This is a genomic window from Bradyrhizobium sp. CCBAU 53338 (assembly GCF_015291665.1).
Taxonomy (GTDB): Bacteria; Pseudomonadota; Alphaproteobacteria; order Rhizobiales; family Xanthobacteraceae; genus Bradyrhizobium.
On record NZ_CP030049.1, the window covers coordinates 292,527 to 316,903 of the forward strand.

Sequence of the window (24,377 nt, forward strand, 5' to 3'; positions counted from 1 at the left end):
GATTGTACCAATCTGGAAAGATGAGCAAAGACGAGGAACGGAACGGCGGAATTGTCGCATTCGTCGCAATGATTACGTCAGTTTCGTCGGAGGGTGCACCAATCGGTCGGGAAGCCTTCGAGCCCGATCGGGTCAGCCCAACTGGCGCTCCGCGGGTCGTAAATCGCATGCCGAGGCATCATGTTTCATTGCTCAGCACAATCAACCGAGTGTAGTTCGCAGGCGCTCAAAGGAGCGCCGCGAGACCTAAGCCTTGATTTTGCTAAAGGCATGCTCATCATCTTGGTGATCATCGGACATTTGATACAATACGTTATTTGTAGAAATAACGAATATTGGCATTCGCCTTACTTCAAGTTCATCTACATGTTTCACATGCCGCTCTTCATGGCGATAAGCGGCTATTTGTCCCACGGAGCGCTAGTTTACAAGTCGCTGTCGCGCAGCGTCGCTGATCGTGTGAAGCAATTGTTGCTGCCGGCGCTATTTTGCGGCACGCTTCTCGAAGCAATCAAGTTGGGGGCGTTCAAGCTAGCTACGGGGTCAGTGCCAACAAGCCTGCGTGATGTACTGTTTGACCTTGCGAAGGAGCTAGTAGGCTCATATTGGTTCATTTGGACCACATTTGCCTCATTCCTCGTCATGAGGAGTCTTTTCGCGTTGTGCGGCCGGGTATCGGCCTGGGTGATTGGCACGTCAGCGATCTTTGTTGCCCTCACTCCGTTGACAGTTTCGATAGTGCCATTGGCGCGATACACTTACCCATTCTTTTGCCTTGGAGTCGTGTTCGCTCATTCGAAGGAATGGCGGACGGCCATAATCTCACGATACAAATCGCTCTTGATGGTCTTGCTTAGTGGAATGGCTTGTGCGTGCTATTTCAACTGGAACAAAACAACCTACGCCTACAACAACCTAGTACTGGTTCACGATACAAAGCAAGTGTTGCTTATGTTTCTTGGCTCTGCATCTGCCTCGGCAATTGCAATGGAAGTGTTGCTGCAGGTCTGGCGCTTTGGCTGTTCTAGTCGCGTGGTTCTCTTCGTTGCGGTAGGTCTTGGGCAGCGTACGCTGGTCCTTTATCTGATCCAGGGCGCCGTGTTCCGCTTGATGGACTTTATTTCGTTTGAAAGACCTTTCGAGCTATCAGTTAGAATCGCAATCGCTGCGGCGCTAGGGGCGGGAATTGTTGTCATCGCCGCAGCGATTCAGTGGATTGTGCGCGGCCTTCGAAGGATCTGGGAGTGTCGCCGGAGCGCTACTCGGATCGCTATTGGCCGTGTGGCCTCCGTTTGGGACAGAAGCGTTTAGCGTCGTGACGCCAGATGTGCCATCTTCGAACGCTTCCTGACCGATGGTCGCATCGAGCTCGACTCCAACATCGTCGAGCGCGCCATCAGGCCACAAACAATTACGAGAAAGAATAGTCTGTTTGCCGGCAGCGACGGCGGCAGACGAACCTGGGCGACCATCGCGACACTGTTGCAGACAGCGAAGAAGAACAACGTCGATCCGCTCGCTGGCTTGCTCTCACGCTTCAGCGTATCGCCAACGGCTGGCTGAGCAGCGAAATCCACGCCCTTATGCCATGGAACCACGCCATCTGACGGCCTCACCCTGCCGCTTACACTTGTGCCGTGGTTGGACACGATCATTCCTGGCTTGTCGCGTCGCTCGACGATCGCCGTCAGTTCGCGGGCGACGCGCCATCCTGAGATCCACTGGAGAACCTGTCTTGCACAAAGTCCAGCGACGGCTCGCGTTGGGCCACGCCTCGACAAGGGTCGTGGCACGGTCCCACGGCTTTGTGGCGAGCCCGCCGCTGGCGGACGGGGGGCCTTTCCCGCGATAAAAGTCACTAGATCCGGTTAGTTGCCGGGGCTCTCCCTCGCTGCCGCGGCTCGGCTAGTGCCGGCTATTCGGCTCGTGGATCGCTCAACCAGCCCCGCAGAGCCGTGCGCATGGTGACAGGAGCTAGCGCGATCATCCACTCTTACCCGACCTATCTGAAACCCACTTGGTAGCCGCACACACCTGGTGGATTAAATCGAAAACCGTACGCGAGCTCCAGGGGATATCAGAAAGATAAGAGAGACGAATTCGCGGCTGAGCAAGTTAAATAGCGTCCCATTTGCAGGAGATGCTCGCGCCTGATCGCTGTAAGGTAGACACACATGAATGGATCACCGCACCACGATAAGCTCGTGAGAGCCGAGCGATGCAGCGCACTAATCCAGACTCAACTCGTCAAAACGCGATGTCGTGACGGCAGGCGCAGAGCTCGTGTGGTCCGCGGGGCACCATGCTTTGAGAGTTGCATAATGTGACGCTTGTGATTGGGCAAGCCAGACGAGATACAGACATCAAATGCGATCGCGAAACCGCCAAATCGGGTTAGGGGGGCTCAAGCTCTATTTGCGCCCTTCCCTTCAAGGGTGAACGAGATGCAGCATCCTGCCCGGGGGGCGACGAATTTACCGAGATGTTGTGGAATACGGGAACGACCCCGCACGTTCCAATCCACATGGAACACGAGAGAATTGCACTGGCCCGATAGCGAAGGTTTGTCGTTGCCCACGACTGCTGCTTCGGGCGCAGGCCCCCTGAAGGGCGGATCACTAGCTAATGCCATCATCAATGGCGTGGTTACGAGAGGGATAATAATAGAGAGCCATCGAGTTAGGACCCTGATTAGCGCCGGTGACCGAGAGGCAAGCCAAGTTTTCGCGCCTTCTGACGCAGCGACCCAACGGTACGCTTTGTAAGCTTTGCAATTTGAATGACCGGTGTTTTGGCCCTTGAATGGGCGCGGAGTTCCTTCACGTCCGCTCTACTGTACTCGCGTCGCGCAATCTTCTTTTTTACCTGTTTTGCCATACTTGCTCCGGTGTCCTATTTACGCGAACAATATCAGGAAGGCACCGGTCTTGCCAAGGCTTACAAGCACTTCTGGGATGCATTCGCTAGTCGGCGGCCGTGCCAGCCTCATTCGTGAAGAGCGGCATGTCTTCGGCGGCATCTTTTATCGCCACCCCGGGGGAAGCGCCTGAATGTGCCAGCGTCGCATTTGCATCATCAGCAAGGATTGATCCGCGAACAGTCGGGACTTGCGAGCGCATGATGGATCGGGAGTATCTGTTCGCAGTCGCATCAACCGTTCCTCTCGCTTGAAAGCAAGTGAGCCTGTATAGCGCGACAATCTGGGTGGGGAGCTTCCACCCTAATTGCCGCGCGGCATGAGCCTGAGAAATCGGGGCGCAGCGAACGTGTTGATCTCCCACGCAAGTTAGGCGGCGCAGTGTCGAGCATTGTAAGCGAACTATCCATCACTTCGGGTGCAAGCTATGGTTGTTCTCACTTAGCCGGACGTGACCAAGCGCAGCGTTGGATCGGTAGCACCGGAATTATTCTCTGAGCAGTTCGCGCGCCGGGCATCCGTCGGATCAGGACCAGAAAAGCTCAGGGGATCGTCTGAACTTGTGGGCACCCGGCAGCGGCCATGCTTCATTGCCTTGCCAAAGTACGGTTCTTCGATTTCACTGTATGTCCCTTTGAGAAGCGGCACTCCTCGTTCGTTGGGGAAGCGTAGTGAATAAGGCCGGCGCGGTAGGCTTCTCTGATTGCCACAGTGCGCGTACTTGTACCCATCTTTCGCATAATGTTCTTCATGTGGAAGTCGACTGAATTCCCGCTGATGTGGAGGAGCCGGCCGATATGCCAGGAAGACCTGCCTTCCGCCGCGTGCAAGAGGATCTCTTTTTCACGTGGAGTGAAAGTAACATTCAGATATCGGTTCTCATCTGGTAGGGGCGCGATAAGGCCATAACCGATGTGGAATTGAGAGGCCAGTGCGGCGAGGTGAAGTAAGGAGCCTTTCGGATCAGCCCGATCGCTTTCGGAGGCAAACAGCGCCACGGATACATGGCCCTGCGCTGCGAAAAGGGGAACGCTTATGCCGCGCTTAAAGCCCGCTATTTTGTAGAAATCCAGTGCGCGTTGCTCTTCTGGCAGCAATCGACATCGTGCAGACAGCTCCTCCCAGCATATTGGGCGTGAAAAACGCCGTGATCGATGAATTGCGGGGTCTATATTGCCGTATTCGTGTTCTGCGTAGGGCTTACTCCAGTGGGATGGAAAGTTCGAGGCGATCATGGGGGCAGGACTTTCACGAAGGCGTTTGGGCGGGGCGTATGTTACTGCCGCATATGCTACTGAACCGAAGCCCAGCTTTCCTGCTTTGCTTACCAGCATTTGGAACAGAGGTGAAAGCGACTGCGTGTTGGCTGCGCAATTGATCAAGTCGTAGTTCATAGCTGCCACGCGATGGGTTCATGCTTGGGGAGTTGATTGCGGGGTAGACGAGCGGTCCGACTGATATCGACTGTCATCCGTCTCCCGGTGGCCGCCGAGATGAGGACCAGCGGGCTTGGTTGTAGGTCCTCACTCCGAGACGGTAGTAGCGACTGCCTTTCTTGGCGCTTTGGCATAAGACTGGGTGCGGGCGGTGGCGTCGCTCCTACGGTGTGATGCGCCGCTTGTTCCGACTCGTGCAGGACGAGCGGGATGTATCCGGCGGACCGGCGCTGCGGAAGCCGGCGAGCAAAACTAACGACGTGCTGCCTAAAGGCCCTGCTTTGTTTAAGGCGCGTGCGGCGTCCACATAGGCTCGGATGAACGCAAAGACGTAACTTTTTAGGTAATCGCGAGGTCAGCGTCGCGCGGTTGTCGTGAGCATTCACAACTCTATGACCGGGTTTGACGCGCTTTCTTGCGGTGTTCCTATTGCGTATGCGCCGCTGTTCGGTGTCTGAGTGGGGACAAGCTACGAAGCCATTGCTCATGTGGATCTCCAACGCTTTTATGCTCGGTGAGCAAGTTGCGTGCCGCTGGGTCGACCAGCTGCATGCAGGCGCCATGTTACGATTGTTGTTAAGAATGCCGTGGTGATGCGCGTGCTTAGGAGCACAATAGAACTAGCGGGTAATGCACAGCTGATGGGCGAGAGCGGTGACTTCTGTTCTTGAAGATGGAAGTCTTCGCTTGTGATCGCGAGCAGGCGATCACAATGAAACAGGGACTATGGGTCAGCCGAAATGGCCCAAGGGGTATCGATCGGATGCCACGCGAGCGCAGTTGCCCAGAGCTCGCTAACTTCCTGAGGAAATCCGTTATCGCTTAGGAGCGGCTCTGGCCGAGAGACCCTGACCTAAGCGGCACGTTTGAATCAGGTGTGTTGATTTGGGTTCCGTTCTCAAAAGACGATCGCCGATCTTCGGGCATGACAGTCGGGCGCGCTGCAATGTTCTATCGTGAGATCTCTTGGCCGCCGCATGCCCGGGCTAAGCGTGGTGCCCGCTCTCAGCGGTATCGAAGGCACCGTCAAGCGGCTAATAACACCAGCGTATACGGTGCTCAGATGCGGCGATTTACGCCGTCTAGCGAGGCCTTGCTTTAGCGGAATATTGGGAGGTAAGCGTCTTGTCAGTCACTCTGCTGAGCCAAGACAAATTGTGAGAGATCAACGCTAGTTATGGAGCGATCTAAAACAAACAGTTGTTGGGACCCAAGGGGCTCTCGCTTTAGCTCATTCAAGTCAGCCGAGCACGGCTGGCGCGGTGAGGTGTTTCGTTTCAGACGAGGAGCACAGAGGTGTGCCCCCAAAAAAACGTCGCATGCGCGCTATCCAACGCCTCTGTACGAAAAGGGACCCGGCTCGGCCGGCCCACCGTCCTCGGCCGCTCGTTTCGCTCCTGATCTCAGCGGTGACTACCGCTTGCGCGAATGCCATCGCAACCGTACCTCGGCTGGCCTCGCTCCCCGGGAAATACAAGGATGGTTGCGGAACGGTGGTCATGGCCGGTGGGCTCGCTTCGAAGGAAATGCCAGAAGAGCGTTCCGTGGTCGGGCTGCCTGTCCATCGCATGGAATTTATCTAGTCTTGGCCAGAACTCGACGCTCATTTGGCAACTTACTTCTATGCGACGGCATGCAGGGCAGTGAGTTCATCTTGTCGCCTCTCAGCGTGTCCCCCTCTTCTCTCTTGGTTAGTCGAGGCACGGCTCTTGCTGCCTACAAAGAAGCATCACCATCCCGCCTCCCTTGTGGTGATGTTAGGGGCGGGTTCGGCACGACCAGCTGCTGCCGGACCGCCCCGACGATCGTAGACGATAACAGATGAGAGTGGGCCTTAGGCCAACCTATTTGTGATTCGCGGCACGTGCCGTGCAAAGCGCTGTGTCCTTGCTGCATGGTCGCAGTTCGCTCCATGCTCCGTGACGCCGAACGTCTTGTGATCTGCGAGAAGATGGCGCGTTTAGCGGTGGATGATCGAGCCGTTAATCCGCGCGCAAGGGGCTGGTTCGCGAGCTCGCTTTGCAGGGGTGCCAAAGGACCGCTTGTCGGGTCTCAAACGAGGGCTCGTTGATGGAGCCGAATCGACTTGTTCTCTCGGCGATCTCGAAGCGCTGTCTGCCGTTGTGTTAGGTAGGAGCATGGGTATTGTGGCATGCCGTCGCTCATCCTCGCGGCTGCCTTTGATTGCCTCGATCAGAAGCGAAGTGTCCGCTGGTTCGCTTCAACAGAGTAGAAGCTTGTAGTGCAACGAGTAGCTGTTACGTTCTGTTACTCGAAGAACTGTGCTGCTTCGAGGACCTCGCAGCAAGTTCCTGATGGACCGTACTCGTTCGTGCGGCCCAATCAGTGGGACGTGGAGTTACGGTCTCGATTGGGCGCGTGATGATGTAAGAGCCCAGAGCCGCGCGACGATGCGTGGGGCAAAATTGATGCTCTCCCTTGCGCCTCAACCCAAAAGCGCTGACACTCAGCCTGGCTCGAGTCTAATTGGGGCCGGCCTTGGAGTTCTGCAGCTACGAGATCAGCGACAAACTCTTATGATTTGCGACCAATTCGAGATCGTGTTCCGTGGCGTGGTGTAGCTGAGTGCGGGTCACCGCGTTCGCCGGCATGGGCCGGATCGGTCGCTGGCGATTGCCGGGAAGCTGACGGCGGGATCATCGCCCAACGGGGCGATGGTTTCCAGTGTCATGTAGCGGCCGCGCTGGACCGCCCACTCGTCGTTCTGGTCGAGCAGGATCGCACCGACGAGGCGTCGATGGCGTCTTCATTGGGGAAGATGCCGACCACTTCGGTGCGGCGCTTGATCTCGCCATTGACCCGTTCGAGCGGATTGGTAACCGGTATGAGAGTTCTCGGTGCCAACGTTCCGCTGCGGTGTTCGACATCGTGGCGTATGGTGCGACCATCGGGACAGAGGCACCGGGAGCACGAAGGTGCGGGCAGGCCGATACACACGATGAGCCGAGAGCTCGTGTTAGTAGCTGGCCGCCTCTGCGACTTGCCCGGTTGCGCCGTGAGCGCGAGTCCGTAGTTGTCGTGTCGCCCGCCGCTCCCGCAATAATCAACGGAAGGGAGGACGCGCAGATGCGACGCGTGATTGGTATCGATGTTCACCGAACCTTCGGCGAGGTGGTAATCTGGAAAGACGGCATCCTTCGACATGCGGGCCGGGTCGACATGACCCGGGCCGCCCTTGAAGGATGGGCAAGAGTCTGCGGTCGACCGACGAAGTGGTGATCGAGGCGACTGGAAATAGCATGGCGGTGTCGCGGGTGCTGACGCCATTCGTGGCGCGGGTGACTATCGCCAATCCGTTGCAGGTGAAGGCGATCGCTCAGGCGCACGTCAAGACTGACAAGATCGACGCCGGTACACTCGCCAGCCTGCAGGCGGCGGGCTCCCTGCCGCAGATCTGGACGCCTGATGCGGAGACCGAACGCAAGCGCAGGCTGGTGGCGCGGCGCTACCAGGTCGTGCGGCATCGCACGCGGCTCAAGAACGAAGTGCATTCGATCCTGAATGCGCACCTGATCCCAAAGTGCTCGCATGCCGATCTTTTCAATGCCCGCGGCCGGGCGTGGCTGGCCGCTCAACAGTTTCCGGACGATGAGCGCGCGGCGATCGATCGGCACGTTCGTGAGCTCGACCGGCTGGCGGAGGACTTGGCCCTGCTCGACCGCGAGATCGCGCAGGACGCCATCGACGATTCCGCGGTCAACAGAGTGATGACGATCACCAGCGTGAATGTGACAGTCGCTACCGGGATCGTGGCGGCGATCGGCGACATCAGCCGGTTCAGCAGCCCGCAGAAGCTGGTGAGCTATTTCGGGCTGAACCCGAGGGTGCGGCAGTCGGGACTGGGAGCCGCCCATCACGGTCGAATCAGCAAGATCGGCCGCAGTCACGCATGCGCCATACTGGTTGAGGCGGCCTGGGCAGCGGCCAAGGCGCCCGGTCCACTGCATGCGTTTTTCGTGCGCATCCGTGCGCGGCGTGGCCACCAGATCGCCGCGGTCGCCGTGGCTCGGAAGCTCACTGTGCTCTGCTGGCATTTGTTGACAAGGGGCGAAGATTACCTGTGGGCCCGCCCAGCGATGGTCGCCAATAAGACCCGCGCGATGCAACTTCAAGCCGGACATCCGCAACAGAAAGGCAACCGGCGTGGACCAGCCTATACCTGCAACATCAAGGCGCTGCGCGATGGCGAGATGTCGATTGCCGCCCAGGCGGAGCGAAGCTACGAACGGTTCATGTCGCAATGGAAAGCGCGGCGGCCAAAAACCGGCGCGCGGGCGCCTCAGTTCGGCAAGACAAAATAGGGCAGTCCGGTGACGCTTGCAGCCGACGCGTCACGCTTCGCCACGAGGTCGCCCGCGCCCAACAATCATAATCGCAGCTGACGGCAACTTCCAGCCGGGCCAGTCCCGTTCCACGCAGCCGCCGTGCTCGGGCGGATCATGGCCAAGCCTTGCGGTAGCCGCAAATGCGGCCAGCCTTGACCGCCCCTGCGCGCGGCGGCTGCGTGATCGGTGGCCGGGACGGAAGAATGACCCGCGCGACCGAACAAAAGAATGGACTTACAGCGATTTTCGCAGTCGTCGTCTCGGTCTGAAGAAATCGCTTGTCCATCTCATCCGTCGAGTGCAGCTTGGCGCGATGCGCGGCTGGGAAGCTCATGTAGGCGAGCACGTCGGTTTCGGCCTCGTCGAGGAAGGCGGCGAGCTTCGGGAGCTTGGGGCGGAGCTGGTCGGTGATGCGCCGCCATTGCGCCCGCGCCTCCTCGGCATGGTCCTGGGCAAAGGCGGTGGCGATGAAGGAGGAGACGACGCGCCGGCCGCTCTTGCCGGCATGCGCCAGCGCGTTGCGCATGAAGTGCACGCGGGGGTCGTTGAAAAAGCTGCAATTGGCTGATTCCGTTCTCGTCGGCGATTCGCGATTGGCGGAGCAAACGAGATGCTGGGGCGCAAGGAGCGGGATCAGTTGGAGCTCTTCATCACTGGCTCGCTCAGACAGCTCGTCCCAGATGAGCACGTGCTGGCACGGGTCGATCGTGTGCTCGACCTATCTTGGCTAAGGGAAGAGGTCTCCGACCGCTATAGCGCGAACGACGGTCGGCCGGGCGTCGATCCGGAGGCCGCGGTCCGCCTGATGCTCGCGGGTCTGCTCACCGGCATCGTACACGATCGCAAGCTGATCCGAGAGGCTCAGGTTAACATCGCCATTCGCTGGTTTGCTGGTTATGGCCTGCATGAGCGGCTACCGCACCATTCCAGCCTGACGCGCATCCGCCAGCGCTGGGGCGAAGAGCGATTCCGTAGGATCTTTAAACGCACGGTCCAGGCCTGTCTGAAGGCCAAGATCGCAACAGCCGAAGTGGTTCACATCGATGCGTCGCTAATCCGCGCCAACGTGAGTTGGGATAGCCTCACCGAGCAGCATGCGGTGGATGTGCTGAGCGAAAATCAAAGCGAAGATGAAAGCGAGGATGAGAGAAAGGGCCGGCAAAGCGGGAAGTACAAAAAGGTCTGCACGACTGATCCCGATGCGACAATGGCTACGAATGCCCGAAACCGGCGGCTGGAACCCGCTTACAAGCAGCACACTGCCGTCGATGACAAGGTCGGTGTCATTCTGGATGTCGCGGTCACGACTGAACAAACGAACGAAGGAGAGATGATCGAGCCGCAAGTCGATGAGATCGAAGCGATTACGGGCATCGACATCAAGGTCGTCACCGCCGATGCGGGCTATGCCTACGCTAAAGTCTACGGCGCGCTCGAGCGGCGCGGCATTGATGCCCTCATCCCAGCTAAAGCCGAACCAATCAAGAGTCGCGTACCGCTCAGACGCTTCCGGTACGATGCCAAGAACGACATCTTGAAGTGCCCGCGAGGACGTATCTTGCGCCCCGCGCGGCCCATCAAGCACGGCCGTTTCTTTTACGCGAAGGCGAAGGATTGCACCCGGTGTCCGCTCAAGCGGGATTGCCTATCCAAAGGGCGGGTTAACAAAGCGGTCGTTGTCGGTGACCATTATCCGGCACTGCTGCGCGCCCGCCGCCGTCGCGAGCGATGGAGTAAGCAGGATCGACATCTCTATCAACGCCATCGCTGGCGCTCAGAGGGATTCCACGGCGAAGCCAAAACTTGGCATGGGCTGGCGCGCGCCGTACGGCGCGGTCTACCGAATATGAAGATCCAGGCCTACCTGACGGCCGCCGCCATCAACCTCAAGCGGCTGGCAACCGCTCTCCTTGCGCTTATTCTGTCTTGGATTGTCCCTCAAAATGCGTTTGCGGCTTCAGATCGCGCCGTAGCGCGGGCTTTGACGCGAGGGCCATGATAGGCCGGTCGCTGCATCGCGCGAATCTATGGGCCACTTCTTCAACGACCCCACGCGGCAGCGCTGCCAGGAGGCGTTGAGCACCTTGGCCACGGTCGCCTTGATCCCCTCGTGGGCGTCGGAGACCACCAGCTTGACGCCGCGCAATCCCCGCCGCGCCAGCTTGTGCAGGAACGCGGTCCAGAACGTCTCGGCCTCGGACGGGCCGATGTCCATGCCGAGCACCTCGCGCCTTCCGTCGCTGTTGACGCCGACCGCGATGATCACCGCGACCGAGATGATGCGCCCGTTCTGGCGCACCTTCACATAGGTGGCGTCGATCCACAGATAGGGCCAATTGCCCTCGATCGGGCGGTTGAGGAAGGCCTTCACCTTGTCGTCGATCTCACCGCACAGCCGCGACACCTGGCTCTTGGAGATGCCGCTCATGCCCTTCGCCTGCATCTGGTCGTCGACCGAGCGAGTCGAGACGCCGTGGACATAGGCCTCCTGCACCACCGCGGTGAGCGCCTTCTCGGCCATCCGCCGCGGCTCCAGGAAGCCGGGGAAGTAGGAGCCTTTGCGCAGCTTGGGAATGCGCAGCTCGACGGTGCCGGCGCGGGTCTCCCAGCTCCGATCGCGGTAGCCGTTACGCTGGACCTGCCGCTCTTGGCTCTTCTCGCCGTACGCGGCTCCGGTCAGGCCCTCGACCTCCAGCTCCATCAGCCGGTGGGCAGCAAAGCCGATCATCTCGCGCAACAGATCAGCATCGGGGATCTTCTCTACGAGCGTGCGCAGGTTCATCATGTCGTCGGTCATCGGTGGTTCCTCGAGTCAGGTTGGCTGTCGCAATCCAAACCTTACCGACGAATCATCGGTGACCACTCGCAAAGCCGCTCGCTCGCTACAGCGCTATGGGGGAGCGCGCGTCGCGAGCGGCTTTGCTAATGAGCTACACCACTCCCTGGGACACGACCCCACTCTCGTCACTCCGAGATTAAGGAGGTAAGCCAGTTGCGAGTACCGCGTCGGAATCCAACGCCAAAAGGTGTGACGTATGCGCAATGCAAGCAAAGATGGTGTAAATGCTCGCCTCTCAGCGGGTAGTCGCAGGAGCGCCGGCTTGCCCTATCTGCCTCAATCAGGCCGTTTCAGCTGAAACAAGTTGCCTCGACCTGTACAACCCAAGTGGCGGCTGCAAGGTACCTTGCCACCTCATGCGGCAAGGATTCAGGTTGTTGATTTTGCTGGTATGTTGGAACGTGGTACTGTCGATCGAGGTGTGCCAGGAATATCGGAGCACGGTGATCTTCGGGCAGGCGAAGTCCTGAGCGGGAAGTCTGGGCTGGTCGCGCTCGTTTGCGGCTTTGTTCTCTACGTCAGGTTGAATTGCCGAATTCGGAGGGGTAGCTCGAGAAGAAAGCAGTGAGGGCCCGGGTCATACTTGTGTATACCGGAGCGGGCCTATAATCGGAAGTCCGTAGGTTTTGGGCGAGAGCAGTAATCGGCCCTCATCCCGGACCAAGCAGAGCCGTTATAAGGCCGAGAATCTAGGTTTTTTGGATTTGCCATGGTTCTGTTTGAAAGGATGGCACGTGAACGAGCGCTTGCAAGCATCGCAATTGGTGCCGGATCACAACGAAGCAGTGGTGCTGATTGTCGACGACGATGCCTCGATACGGAAGGCTCTTACGAACCTTTTCCAATCGGCGGGTTTGAAAGTGAAGGACTTTGCCTCCGCCGCGGAGATATTAAAAGCGGACCGCCCCGAGGGGCCGAGCTGCCTTGTGCTCGATGTTCGGTTGCCTGGATTGAGCGGTCTCGAGCTGCAATCCGGTCTCGCTAGCGCGAATATGCATACGCCAATTGTTTTCATAACGGGTCATGCGGATGTTCCAATGACGGTACAGGCAATGAAAGGGGGGGCGGTTGATTTCCTGACAAAGCCTTTCCGCGATCGGGATTTGCTTCGCGCAGTCCAGATTGCAATCGAAAGAGATCGACAAAGGCGAGAGCTTGAGAAGATGCGAGCCGGCGTGCGCTCACGCTTTGAAGGTCTGACGCAGCGAGAGCGTGATATTCTGACGCTGGTTGCGTCAGGGCTCTTGAACAAGCAAGTAGCGGGTGAGCTCGGCCTCGCCGAGATCACCGTCAAAGTCCACCGTGGCCAAGCCATGCGCAAAGTCGGCGCTAAGTCGCTCGCCGATCTCATAAGAATGATTGAGTTGCTGGGCCTGTCCCGCTCAAATGGAAACGTGCAAACCTGAGTACGAGCGGCGGCTCTCGGTTGGATAGCGCTGCAGCTAAAGGCTTTCCGCTTATAATGCCTCATCTCATCTCGATCATTGACGATGATCCGTCCGTTCGTGCCGCCACGAACAACCTTCTGTCCTCTCGCGGCTACGACGTTCAAGTGTTTGCATCCGCCCCAGAGTTTCTACGCTCGGAGGTGCTGGCTGCCACGTCGTGTGTAATCGCCGACATCCAGATGCCTTTCATGAACGGGCTTGAGCTGCTACGGCAAATGCGAAACGACGGTCGTCAAACGCCGTTTATCTTCATTACGGCCAATGCAGAGAGATCAGTTCGCGCCCGCGCAATCGAAGCTGGCGGTATTTGCCTTCTCGCTAAACCATTTACCACAATGACATTGATCAACTGCCTCATTGCAGCGCTCGAAGGACTTGACGACACAAGGAAATGAAAGCGACCACTCTTTGCGGAAAGCACCTCAACGGAATTGGTGAGTCTGAGATAATCGCCTGCACTCGCGGTACACGTTACGTCCTAATCGGAACTCTTGCAATTGCGATGCACGCGTGCGTTGACGGAGGCTCCTTGATGTTCAGTGCAGTTAATCTTGGCGGCCAAATCCTGCCGACGCGCTCATCTTACTGCGCAGTTTCAAGTGAAAGCTGTTTCCAGTTGAGGCGCTCGGGCGAAGTCGCACATCGTTGATCATGAAGCGGTCGCCGAACATCTTCGGCGGGTTTAACTCTCGGCCCTGGTCCCTAAAGGCTGAGCGTGGGCGAGTCGTACGCTTCCGGCGTCCGCTTCCTGACTATTGCCGAATAAGGGAGATTCGGTGGGCGGTGCGTCTTGAACGCGAATGCGATGGTTTTCCCCCTAAGGCGAGAAGTGGCCGTCAAGTTCGGAATGTCGGAATGTCGATTAACGTTCACAATTTCGGGGTTGCGGAGACGCGGGGAGCGCGCGTTCGGGCGTGATCTTCTTCCCGACTGTTGAAGCGCCAACTGTCGATTCCGCTTTCGATAATATCCTAATGAAGGTTCAGGTGGTCGAGCGGCGCGGTGGTCATCTTGGTGTGTCCGCAAGGACGCTCGGCCATTCCCGACTACCAGATTGGTGGTCACCAGCACGAGTGCGCTCGTAGGCGACCGATGAGGTGGAACAGGGAGCTGATTACCGGATTGGGCGAATGGCAGATTGCCGAGCTCGTCGAGAACAACGAAGTCCAACCGGGTCAGGTGATCGGCGAGCCGTCTTTGGCGGCCATCGCGGACCTCGGCTCCTAGCCTGTTGAGGAGGTGGACGTCCTTGTAGAAGCGGCCACGGGCGCCAGCGCGGACACAGCTGCGGGCAATTGCGATCGCGAGGTTAGTCTTGCCAGTCCCCGGGGCAACCAGCGTTGGCCGATGTCTAGGAGCCCGATTGAGATCCTCCCCGTTCCATCCGCAATGCGCAGCGTTAGTCGTCGTTGTCACCTTGCAAGCGGCTTGAGGGTGAGACCGATTTAGTTATCAGGCAACCTGATGGGATGTTAACGCTCCTGCCGGCATGGACGGTGCACCACCGCGTCCTTCCGATTGATCCCTGCTCCGCGGCTTGCGGTGGACGGTCGCTGGAGGTGCGCGCTCTTGTCGACGCGGTTTTATCCTCCTCTTAGGGTTATTCGTCCCATTTGTGGGGACGTCGTCGTGGCGAGCGCGTCACCTCACAGGGAGATCGGTTCGAGAGCCCTCCAAGATGCAGCAGCATTCCGATTGAAACTTGCCAGCAACGCTGGAGCTGTTGAAGGAGCTTCCTACCGAATCGCTCACCGACGGGGTGACCGACGCAAACGACATGAGGAGGACAGCGGTGAGCAAGAACACGCCTGAGCACGCTCCTCGCCGGGCCATCGTGCACGTTCGTCAGTCGGCGGACGACCAGGTTATCAACAACCGAGTGGACCGCGCCGGCAGTAAGGCTTAGGTGACGGTGCGCGGCAGCTTGGCTGGAGCGAGGTGAGCGTGATCGACCATGATCTCGGTCGCTTTGGTGGTGGCACCGCGCGTCGCGGGTTCGAGAAGCTGCTCGCCGCATTTGCGAAGGGCGAGTTGGCGCCGTGGTTTTGATTGAGGCCTCTCGGCTGGCCCGCAGGGCAGGCATCGTTATACACTCCTGGATTGAGACCACGAAGCAAAAGGCGCGCAGGAGTGAACTCTTCCATACGATATCTCACGGTCTCTCATGATCGGATCGAGAACGACCTAGCGCGACGGTCAGGGTGAGAGCGTATGTGGAGGCTCCCGAACGTGCGGTGGTTGCCCCGTGCAAATTCGCCCCCGGGGGGAACGGAGGAGAAGGCCGGCCGTGGAGCTGGCCGGGGTTGCGCAATGACCGGCTCCTTTCGTTACTAGGCATTTGCGACGTCGTCAGTTCGTGCTGTGCTGACGGCCGATGCAAGCAGCAGCGCGTTCGCCTGCTCGTTTCGCGAAGAGTTAAGGCGACGCTGAAGGGTTAGTAGGACCTTGTAAAATAGAGTATCCTGCGTGCAGTTTGGACAGAAGCTCGCTGCTCATCCGCCATGGTTCGGCTCCGCATCATGTTTGAAGTGCGACGGTCACACTAATGACGGGAACGATCAAGCTACGTACTCCTTCCCGGGTATTCAAAGCTCGAAGACCGCTGTTTTGATCGACGCGTCCGTGCTTCGGTAGCGCCAGCGGAAGGCCCGACGAAACGTGCCGCAGGGTGACCGTACCCCCGCCAGAGGTTCGTCAGGATCAATGGAGCGTAGCGTACGTTTGCCTCAGGCGGCAGGGCTCCATTGTCCGTCCCCCGAGTTGACACCCGGATGACGCGTGCCGAGCCACCACCTTCCGGCCGAGCTATTCGGGTCCTAAAACAGGATCAGCGTCGCCATAGCTTAGGAGTAAGACATCATTCTTTGTCCTCGCTCTCGCAGTCGAAGCGATTCTGACGCATGCTATTCAACCTTTCGAACACTGATCGCTCATTCTGGCCATAGAGCTTAATGCCAATGATGACTTCTCGCAGATGTGCTATATTGTAGCGTTTGGTTTGCTCGACCCAGCGGTCGAGCGTAGCATCGTCAAGCGATGGCTCCTTGGCTTTGAAGTAGGCGCGGCGGGTCTGGGCGGACGACATACCAACTTCCATGATGGTGTCAAAGCGAGAAGGGCGATCGACAAAGCGCCTGTCCAGACGGTCAGGGTGGTTGGTGGTCGCAACGTGCAGCACGTTCGCAGTTTGCGCGTTGCCATCGAGCAACGCAAGAAAGTGCTCAGCGCCCCATCTTTCCACGAGCTCGTCCAGATCCTCCATAACCATGACCACGGGCCGCTCGGGCTCAATGCGACGCAGCAGACCGACACACGCGCTAGCCAGTTGCGGGCGATCGATAAAGACAACTACGCCATTATGATCTCGGACAACGACCTGTGTCATTTGTCCGATTGCGCAGGTCTTGCCACTACCGGGAGGGCCCCACAGGAGCATGCCGCGCTTGTGCGTGAAGCCGTACTCGACGTACTTCTCGCGCAGAGCCCAGAACTTGTCGAACTCGACCAAAAGCCTCTCCGCGGCGGTGTCCGGCAAGTTCAAGAGCGTGTCAGTTACAGTCGGCACCTTTTCGAAAAAAACGGTGCAACTATTTTCGCGGCAGCGATAAGCACCTGCTGGCAATTCCAAGGAAGCGTCAGAGACTGGGAGGAAGGTCGTGCCGCTCCGCGCCCACAGCGCAGCATTAAGATGGAATTCGTGATCCATGTACTGGTCCACGCACTCGTCGACGCACTCGTCCACGCACTCGTCCTTGTTCTCGTTTACGGAGAAGGCCTCTTTCATGTACTTCCTCGATTGTTAGATGGAGTGTCAGAGTAAAGGGGTAGCAATAGTTGTGCCATCGCAAACGAGGTCCGTATAGCGACCGCGATCCTGACCGGCGGCAGTCACGTGGCTGGTGAAGGGAAGGCTTATGTATTCACCCGTTGCGACACCGATGTGTGGCTAATTCGACAGACTTGTCCGAAATCGACCAAGCAATGCCGCGGCGTTCTTGTTTTCAATGAAGTATCACTTCGGCATTCAGTGGCCTGGCCGTTGCGAGCAGTTGGGCGGTCTGGCCAGACTTATCCTCGTGATCGTGGGTCGACACATTCTTGCCTCGATTCCGTTCGGCGGGCCGAACTGTGTTTGGTCGCTCTTCGAGTACATGCCCATGATTAACGTTATGGCCAAATGCGCAGAGCCCCACACTGGGTGCTGCTGCAAGTCTAGTGTCCTGAACCAGAGCATTGGATCGGCAGAAGCGCTCGATTGAATTGGTCCATGGAAATGGTTTTGGATCGGCGTTGTGCCGTTCGATGAATGAAGCGATGTCGGCCCTGACGGCGGCAATGCTCCGATAGACGCTGCGCCTGATGTTCTTGTCGGTCAGGAGCTCGAAGAAGCGCTCCTGATTGAGCCATGACGAGCTGGTCGGGGTCAGGTGCACATGCCAACGCGGCCTTTTAACTAGCCATCGCCGGATCAGCGGGGTCGTGTGCGTGGCGTAGTTGTCCATGACGAGATGGACGTCGAGCCGGCGCGGGCTGGGTCTCGTCGAGGAGCTTGCAAAATTCGGCGGCGCGGTGAAGTCGGTAGCACTTGCCGATGACCCGTCCGGTCGCAATATCGAGGGCGCGACCAGCGAGGTGGTGCCATGCCTTTTGTAGTCATGGCTCCTTCGGGCCGGCTGGCCAGGTCGCATCGGCCACATCGGCTGGCTGCGATCCAGAGCCTGGATTTGGGATTTGTCGCTCACACACGGGACGATGGCGTGCTGCGGCGGCGAGACGTAAAGCCGACGACGTCGCGGACCTTGGCCAGTAGGTACGGGTCTGTCGAGAGCTTGAACGTCTCCATCCGATGCGGCTGGCCCGAAGGCCCGCCAGATGCGTTGAACCGTCGACACCAACAGACCGCTCGCCTTTGCCATGCTGCGGGAGCTCCAATGCGTGGCGGGGCAGTTCTCCAGCGTTCGCACGGTCACGACTTCGATTCGGACATCATCAACCGTGCGCGGAGCCCCGGAACGCGGCTCGTCGTGAAGCCCGGCCACGCGCTGCTCTACAAAAACGGTGGCGCGACTTGCCTACCGTCCCGCCGCTCCAGGCGCAGCTTGGCCGCCACTTTCTTGTTCTGTCCTCCCTCCGCGCAGGTCAACACAATCCGGGCTTTCAGAGCCAGCGCCTGCGCCGTGTTCCGCCGCTTCGTCAGTGACGTCAGTGCGGCACGCTCATCATCGCTCAATATCAGGGGCGCAAGTAGCTGGACCGACATCAAATCCTTCGTCGCTATTCCAGCACCCAGCTCTGGCACAACCAAGCGAATCCAATGCGATTTTACGATTGCGAACTTGTGAGTCAGGACAGTAGTCATCTGGAATGCAAGTTCGTCACCGCCGGCGAGCTCGCTCGACGGCTCACGGCTTTGTTATGGGGGCAAAGATGCTTTCGGTCTCGATCAATGGATCGTGGATACTGCGAGGAGCGAACTGGCCTCGCTTGCGCAAGAGATCGACCGCGACATTGCAGCTGTCGCGGAGCCATCACCCAACCCTAGAGCACTATCCCCATCGACGGGCTCTTATGGTCCCTGCTGTCCGGAACGGAATCTCCGCATCGATAAGTGTAGCCTCTGCCGAGATTAGGTTGCGGCGCGGTGAGTAGGCCTCGGTGTGCTGACGTCGAGGCTCGATGTGGACGGCGGTAACTAACACAAGTCCAAATAGCGGCCGATCGATCAAGTTGCACGGTCGTCGGCGGGCTCTCTTTGTCAGGTGCGGCAGTTGCCGCGCCGTTGATGGCCGCAAATCAGCCGGCCTGGATGTTTAATTCTCTCTTCCTCAGAACAAGGAACCGGCACCCGGCGGCACGCCGCACCCGGGTCATCAGGGTCCCAGGGAGTCTCCCGGGCGGGGGGCTCCTGCGCGCCTTCCGGTGGGCCCTCTTGCGTGCGGGCTGAAGCAGTGCCTACCAACAAAAGCAGTGCGGCCGTAGTCAAAAGCGCGCGTTTCATCCGGTTTCCACTAGAACAGATACGAGAACTCCACAGCCAAGTATGCCATCCCAGGTGCTAAGGAGTAGCCGGCGTTGGTTCACCAGAGGTCTCGACTTCATTCCAGGATCGTACAATGTGACGCTAGGTGCGATTCAAGCCTTTTCATAACGGAGGCACAAAGTATCAACCTCACATCGCTTAGGTCAGCGCTCCCGACGGCATCGAGCGGGAGGGCGTGATTGCTGCCGGCCCCAACGTAGTGCCCGTCCTGGCGATCGGCCTGGCTTGTCGAAGCTCGGCGAACGCGTGACATAGACGCCGCAGGAGATTCCAGCTCAGCTACCATCTCCACCATTGTGCGGCGGCTGGTCTTGGCCATGAACAAGGCCCAGTCGATGACGGCGTCCACAGGTTTGCTGATCGCTTCGGTTTGTGCACTCTTACCGAGCTTGTCCGAGATCGCCCAGGATACCGGAATAGCGCCAGCACGGCGATCAGCAAAGCATGCTCTGCGTGCTCCATGCGTCCATGTGCGGTCATGAGTTCTTCGTAACTCGACAGTCACTCGCAACAGGCATGGATAGTGTTGCCGGAGCATGTCGGCGCCGGAGATGCACCTGGATGCAGACCTCGATCCGGCACTGGAGATGAATGCCGACGTATACCTGCATGACTGACAGCGAGATGGCCAAGACATTCCTCGACAGAGCGACGCCCCGGAGTGCCTAGACGCCACGTGTTCCATGCGTTCTCTTTTACAATTGCTTGCCGCCTGGAACGTCGTTATCAGGTTCGAATAAACTCACGGACATATTGGTCATCGCGGAGCCTGATTCTCCCGATATCGACGGCATGTTCGCCTCCTCTTCCGAGCTCCGCTAATGGGCCTCCTGCCCCCGCCAGCAAGCGAAGCTGGTAAGGGGCGGCAAAGACAAGGAGCACACCATGTCTCAGACACCCAATACCGCGATCGCCGTGATCGGCATCGATATCGGCAAGAACTCGTTCAACGTCGTCGGCCACGATGCGCGCGGCGCCATCGTTCTGCGTCAAAAGTGACCGCGTGGGCAAGTGGAGGCGCGGCTCGCAAATCTGCCGCGTTGCCTGATCGGTATGGAAGCCTGCGTCGGCGCACATCACCTGAGCCGCAAACTCGCATCGCTTGGTCACGATGCGAGGTTGATGCCGGCCAAATATGTCCGCCCCTATAGCAGGGGACAGGAGAACGACTTCAATGACGCCGAAGCGATTGCCGAAGCCGTGCAGCGCCCGACGATGAAGTTCGTGGCGACCAAGACCGCGGAGCAACTGGATCTGCAGGCGCTGCACCGGGTGCGCGAGCGGCTGGTATCGCAACGCACCGGCATCATCAACCAGATTCGCGCCTTCATGTTGGAGCGCGGGATCGCCGTGCGCCAAGGTATCGGCTTCTTGCGCACCGAACTGCCCACCATCCTTGCGACGCGCGCCGATGCCCTGTCGCCACGCATGTTGCGTGTCATCGAGGAGCTGGCAGGCGACTGGCACCGGCTGGATCAGCGCATCGATGGCCTCTCCGGCGAGATTGAAGCATTGGCCCGTCAAGATCAGGCATGCTCGCGCCTAATGACGGTGCCTGGCATCGGGCCGATCATTTCGAGCGCCATGGTGGCCGCGATCGGCACCGGAGACGTATTCTCCAAAGGCCGCGACTTCGGCGCTTGGCTTGCCCAAGCAGATCTCGACGGGAGACCGCACGATCCTCGGCAAAATCTCGAGGCGCGGCAATCGCTACCTGCGCGTTCTGTTCGTGCAGGCGGCGTGCGTTGTGCTGGTCAGGATAAAGAACTGGGAAAGTTATGGGCTCAAGTCCTGGATCGAAGCCGCCAAAAGGCGGTTGCACCACAACGTGCTCGCGATCGCGCTCGCCAACAAGCTTGCCCGCATCGCCTGGGCGGTGCTGGCCAAAGGACGCGCCTTCGAGCTGACGAGGACTGACGATGCAGGCGTCCGACCCGCTTGATCCTCGCGCCGTGCTGGGCGCGGTCAAGGCGCAGCCTGGCAACGCCGGAGCCAGCCGCAAGCCAAGCGCGACGGCTGGCCTTGACCGCCCCTGCGCGCGACGCGATCGACGTTCTGCGGGCCGGGACGAAGGAACGGCCCTTGGCTCGAACAAAGGAACTGAGCAAAATGAGGAGCAAGCGATGACGTAAGCCCCTATCAATAATTTCCAGCCGAGGTCTGCGAGAGGATGAGACGAGATGGAGGTTCGGTCTTCCCGGCGCATGCGAACACTGGTGACCCGAATGGTCCAATCGAGGCCTGTCCGCTAACGAGAACGCACGCGCGCTGATATCCATGGTGGCCGGAGCAAATGCTCCAATCAAAGGCCGGATACATTGATGCAAGACCGCTCACCGCCAGCTCGGCGAAACCACTTGCAACGCACGGCCGGACCATACATCGGGGTCATTTATATTGCTCCTTGCTATAGATCCGCTTCACCAGTAGCCGACAGTTTCGTCTCGCCGGTCGGTCACAAATCCGGGCAGTCGTACTGGCGATAACAACAGTGGCGTCCGTAACAACCGTGCCTATAACCGTGGCAGGGATATGCGCGGAACGGGTACGACCGCGGGCCGGTATGGTACGGACTGCAGCCATAACTGACCGGAGGGTATCCATAAGGCGGCTCCGCATATACGCAATAAGGGCCATAACAGCCGCCGCTCGTACTTGCGCCACGGAAGAGTTCGGCTCTTGCAAGACTGGAGATCCTCCGTTCGCAGTTGCAGTGAGAGACAGGGGACATCGTGGTCGTGCCTCCAGGAAAGGCCTGCACGACTCCGACACTCCTCGGCATCGGCGCTGCCGTCGCCAGCTCCAACTGGACAACCATCAGGACTCCCACCACCGTACAGCTCAATAGGGACTTCCAGCTGCTCATCGTTCGACTCCTTATCACGGTCGTTTCGACAGTCGGCTCCAAGATGTCGTCAAAAAGCTCCCGCCTGGCGGCCTGCGCAGCCAGTGCTGCTGATCCAAATATTGGCTGCCGCCAATCAAGTGCCACAGCCACATGATCGCTACGCTACTTTCCTACCCCAATGCCAAGACGTATAGCGCTTGCTTGGCGAACGAAAGCAGCACTCCACCGGCTGCGAGAGCGGCCACGCAGAGTGCCAAGATCACCGCGCGCTCCATGCTTTACCGTTTTAGGCGGTCGTGAGCGCCCGAAGGTGGGATCGGTCGAACAGTATCTTGGATAATGGACGTATTGGTCAGCGCGTAGCCTGATCTTATTGATATCGACCGCATCTCGAGCACGCCTTCTCCGCCATTTACAATTCCCCTCCAGGGCCAAATAAACCTCCCCGGAGTAGCTCCGGGCAAGCCTCTCAAGGAGAGGATCAGCAAGTCCGATGCCATCGGCGGGAGCATGACAGTTCTGACACGTATAAATGAGTTAGGGGATTCTGAGCACCATTGCGAGAGCGTCGCGACGCCATGTTAGTGCGACAACTGTCCCGAGTCTGACAGACGGGGACGTCAGTTGCGTTCTGGTGTTGATCCCATAATCAGACGTAGCACAGCTGCCCTCACTCTACAGCAGGCCTGCCGCTTCAGCTGGAGCATCGCGTTCCTCGCACCGTCGCCGCCATCGGTCAAAACGAGCAAACTGTGGCGCCTGAGCCGCTCGTGCAAGTCGCGTCCCGGTATAGGCAGCGTTCTTTGCTGCCAGTTCAGCGACAACCGGCGGCCACACTCGCTCGCGGACATCGAGTCAATCGCGCCGACGGGCGCCTAGTGTCGCGCGACGATCAGGATGGAAGGCAGCGTCAATCAAGGTGAGAGAGTTTCGCTGGGCTCGTGACGGAGGGAGGGCGTAGCCCGACCGGAGTTACGAGCCCAGCGTCGGCGCGATCCCGAGGAGGACCGCGCCGACTGGTGATCGCGGCCGGCGGGGTTATGCAAGTGGTTCTTCCGCCAAGAGGAATCACTCGCTTGCCCGGCCGACACATCACAGATCACCAGATGAGATGGGATGGTTGCCGCCCTCCCCAGACGGCATCGTAATGTGCCAAGAACGCAGTGTTTGAACCCCGAAGCGAAGAGGACGGCAAATTGATGGATACGGTGATCGGAGTGGATCTAGCCAAGAATGTGTTTCAGCTCCACGGGGCGTCAATGGCGGGACACTTGAAATTTCGAAAGAAACTGTCGCGGCTTCAGTTTCGGAAGTTCATGGCGGGCCACCCATCGGCAGTGGTGGTGATGGAAGCCTGTGGCAGCGCCCACTATTGGGCACGGGAGATGGTCAAGCTCGGCCATGAAGTGAAACTGATCGCTCCGCAATATGTGAAGCCTTTTGTGAAACGCCAAAAGAACGACGCGGCTGATGCCGAAGCAATCGTGATCGCGGCACAGCGCCCCGAGATGCGCTTCGTCGAGCCGAAATCGGAAGAACAGCAGGCCAGGGCAGTGCTCTTTCGGGCTCGGAAGCGCCTTGTTCATCAGCGCACCGATCTGGTGAATGCGCTGCGTTCTGTTCTCTACGAATTCGGCCATATCATCCCGCAAGGAATCGAACAACTTAAACGCATTGACGCAATCCTCGAAGATCCGAACAGCGATCTACCAGAACTGGTCCGCGAGGAATGTCGGAGTCTCATTGATCAGATCGCCTACAAGACGGAGCGGATCGATGCCAAGGCAGAGCAGCTCAAGAAGTTGGCGACGCGGACGGTCACGGCGCAGCGGCTGCAGACAATGCCGGGGGTCGGCCCGCTGACCGCACTCGCGATCGAGGCTTTCGCGCCCGACATGGCGGCCTTTCGACGTGGCCGAGACTTCGCGGCTTGGCTCGGCTTGGTCCCACGGCAACATTCCTCAGGGGGAAAGGAAAGGCTCGGACGCGTTTCGAAGGAAGGACAGGCGGACATTCGCCAGTTGCTCATCGTTGGGGCGATGTCGCGGCTGAACTGGCTCGGGCGCAAGTCGATCCCTAGCGGATCCTGGCTGGCGCAGATGCTGGCGAGGAAGCCGCGCATGCTTGTGGCGATCGCCTTGGCGAACAAGATGGCTCGGACGATTTGGGCCATGCTCACCCGGAAGGAGGATTATCGGAACCCAGCGCAGGCAGTGACGGCATGACTGCATGCAGCACGAAATAGCCTGACGTTGGCGAAGGGGGTGTGAGAAGGCGACGACCCGAATGGGCGCAACGATCGAACAGATCTGGATCAGGAAACCAGCTAGAGCCAAAGAGCCGACGTGCTCGGAGATGAGAATTGGACCTGGTCCGCGGATCACCATACCGGCCAGCGGCTTCTGAAAATGCCGTAAAGGAAGGCCTGACAGAAGACCGCACTCGATCACACGCCAAAGGGTCAGAAACTTCTTGCATTGCGGGCGGCAACCACAGAAGGCTC

Annotated in this window: 10 protein-coding genes and 7 pseudogenes; 8 read left to right on the forward strand and 9 right to left on the reverse strand. The window is 58.9% G+C overall.

From position 1 onward, the window contains the following. Positions 1–180 precede the first annotated feature (180 nt). Positions 181–1,311, forward strand: coding sequence for a nodulation factor fucose acetyltransferase NolL (nolL, locus tag XH90_RS35600; protein ID WP_128929892.1), 1,131 nt, complete (start codon positions 181–183; stop codon positions 1,309–1,311). Between the two features lie 9 nt (positions 1,312–1,320). Further along, positions 1,321–1,607: pseudogene (locus tag XH90_RS35605) on the forward strand (transposase domain-containing protein); the annotation flags it as partial. On the opposite strand, the pseudogene XH90_RS39955 reads toward XH90_RS35605, so the two are convergent. The 3 genes and pseudogenes from XH90_RS39955 to XH90_RS35615 form a co-directional block, all read right to left on the reverse strand. Beyond that, positions 1,587–1,890 (reverse strand): annotated as a pseudogene (locus XH90_RS39955) (IS3 family transposase); the annotation flags it as partial. The pseudogenes XH90_RS35605 and XH90_RS39955 overlap by 21 nt on opposite strands. Positions 1,891–3,504: 1,614 nt before the next feature. Next, positions 3,505–4,311: a LuxR family transcriptional regulator gene (locus XH90_RS35610; protein WP_128929890.1), complete on the reverse strand. Its 807-nt coding sequence runs from the start codon at positions 4,309–4,311 to the stop codon at positions 3,505–3,507. A gap of 2,635 nt (positions 4,312–6,946) precedes the next feature. Beyond that, positions 6,947–7,206, reverse strand: a pseudogene (locus tag XH90_RS35615) (transposase); the annotation flags it as partial. 252 nt (positions 7,207–7,458) lie between these two features. Here XH90_RS35615 and XH90_RS35620 point away from each other — a divergent pair. After that, a pseudogene (locus tag XH90_RS35620) lies at positions 7,459–8,675 on the forward strand (IS110 family transposase). Between the two features lie 312 nt (positions 8,676–8,987). On the opposite strand, the pseudogene XH90_RS35625 reads toward XH90_RS35620, so the two are convergent. Next, positions 8,988–9,237, reverse strand: a pseudogene (locus tag XH90_RS35625) (transposase); the annotation flags it as partial. Positions 9,238–9,309: 72 nt separating this feature from the next. Here XH90_RS35625 and XH90_RS35630 point away from each other — a divergent pair. Then, positions 9,310–10,698, forward strand: coding sequence for a transposase (locus XH90_RS35630; protein ID WP_128929889.1), 1,389 nt, complete (start codon positions 9,310–9,312; stop codon positions 10,696–10,698). Between the two features lie 51 nt (positions 10,699–10,749). On the opposite strand, the pseudogene XH90_RS35635 reads toward XH90_RS35630, so the two are convergent. Then, a pseudogene (locus XH90_RS35635) lies at positions 10,750–11,496 on the reverse strand (IS256 family transposase); the annotation flags it as partial. A gap of 776 nt (positions 11,497–12,272) precedes the next feature. On the opposite strand from XH90_RS35635, the gene XH90_RS35640 reads away from it, so the two are divergent. Further along, on the forward strand, positions 12,273–12,944 hold the full coding sequence (locus XH90_RS35640) for a response regulator transcription factor (protein WP_164934295.1): 672 nt from the start codon (positions 12,273–12,275) through the stop codon (positions 12,942–12,944). A gap of 56 nt (positions 12,945–13,000) precedes the next feature. Further along, positions 13,001–13,381 (forward strand): response regulator transcription factor, encoded by a 381-nt coding sequence (locus tag XH90_RS35645; protein ID WP_128929888.1) that lies wholly within the window; start codon positions 13,001–13,003, stop codon positions 13,379–13,381. 307 nt (positions 13,382–13,688) lie between these two features. Here XH90_RS35645 and XH90_RS39960 read toward each other — a convergent pair whose 3' ends face one another. The 4 genes from XH90_RS39960 to XH90_RS35665 form a co-directional block, all read right to left on the reverse strand. Continuing rightward, complete coding sequence (locus XH90_RS39960; RefSeq protein WP_128929887.1) at positions 13,689–14,402, reverse strand: ATP-binding protein; 714 nt, start codon at positions 14,400–14,402, stop codon at positions 13,689–13,691. 1,441 nt (positions 14,403–15,843) lie between these two features. Beyond that, on the reverse strand, positions 15,844–16,770 hold the full coding sequence (locus XH90_RS35655; RefSeq protein ID WP_128955128.1) for an AAA family ATPase: 927 nt from the start codon (positions 16,768–16,770) through the stop codon (positions 15,844–15,846). 217 nt (positions 16,771–16,987) lie between these two features. Then, on the reverse strand, positions 16,988–17,902 hold the full coding sequence (locus XH90_RS35660) for a transposase (RefSeq protein WP_128929885.1): 915 nt from the start codon (positions 17,900–17,902) through the stop codon (positions 16,988–16,990). A gap of 131 nt (positions 17,903–18,033) precedes the next feature. After that, positions 18,034–18,345, reverse strand: a complete 312-nt coding sequence (locus XH90_RS35665) for a hypothetical protein (RefSeq protein ID WP_128929884.1) — start codon at positions 18,343–18,345, stop codon at positions 18,034–18,036. A gap of 1,734 nt (positions 18,346–20,079) precedes the next feature. On the opposite strand from XH90_RS35665, the pseudogene XH90_RS35670 reads away from it, so the two are divergent. Together XH90_RS35670 and XH90_RS35675 are read left to right on the forward strand one after the other, a co-directional pair. Next, positions 20,080–20,968 (forward strand): annotated as a pseudogene (locus XH90_RS35670) (IS110 family transposase). Positions 20,969–23,073: 2,105 nt separating this feature from the next. After that, entirely contained in the window at positions 23,074–24,099 is a 1,026-nt protein-coding gene (locus XH90_RS35675) for an IS110 family transposase (RefSeq protein WP_164934317.1), read from the forward strand. Positions 24,100–24,377: the final 278 nt, after the last annotated feature.

What these genes read in the sequence shown, in the direction of transcription:
- nolL (WP_128929892.1), top strand. Translation starts at nt 181, where the DNA reads ATGTTTCATTGCTCAGCACAATCAACCGAGTGTAGTTCGCAGGCGCTC.
- XH90_RS35610 (WP_128929890.1), bottom strand. Translation starts at nt 4,311, where the DNA reads ATGAACTACGACTTGATCAATTGCGCAGCCAACACGCAGTCGCTTTCA.
- XH90_RS35630 (WP_128929889.1), top strand. Translation starts at nt 9,310, where the DNA reads ATGCTGGGGCGCAAGGAGCGGGATCAGTTGGAGCTCTTCATCACTGGC.
- XH90_RS35645 (WP_128929888.1), top strand. Translation starts at nt 13,001, where the DNA reads ATGCCTCATCTCATCTCGATCATTGACGATGATCCGTCCGTTCGTGCC.
- XH90_RS35655 (WP_128955128.1), bottom strand. Translation starts at nt 16,770, where the DNA reads ATGAAAGAGGCCTTCTCCGTAAACGAGAACAAGGACGAGTGCGTGGAC.
- XH90_RS35660 (WP_128929885.1), bottom strand. Translation starts at nt 17,902, where the DNA reads ATGGCAAAGGCGAGCGGTCTGTTGGTGTCGACGGTTCAACGCATCTGG.
- XH90_RS35665 (WP_128929884.1), bottom strand. Translation starts at nt 18,345, where the DNA reads ATGACTACTGTCCTGACTCACAAGTTCGCAATCGTAAAATCGCATTGG.
- XH90_RS35675 (WP_164934317.1), top strand. Translation starts at nt 23,074, where the DNA reads ATGGATACGGTGATCGGAGTGGATCTAGCCAAGAATGTGTTTCAGCTC.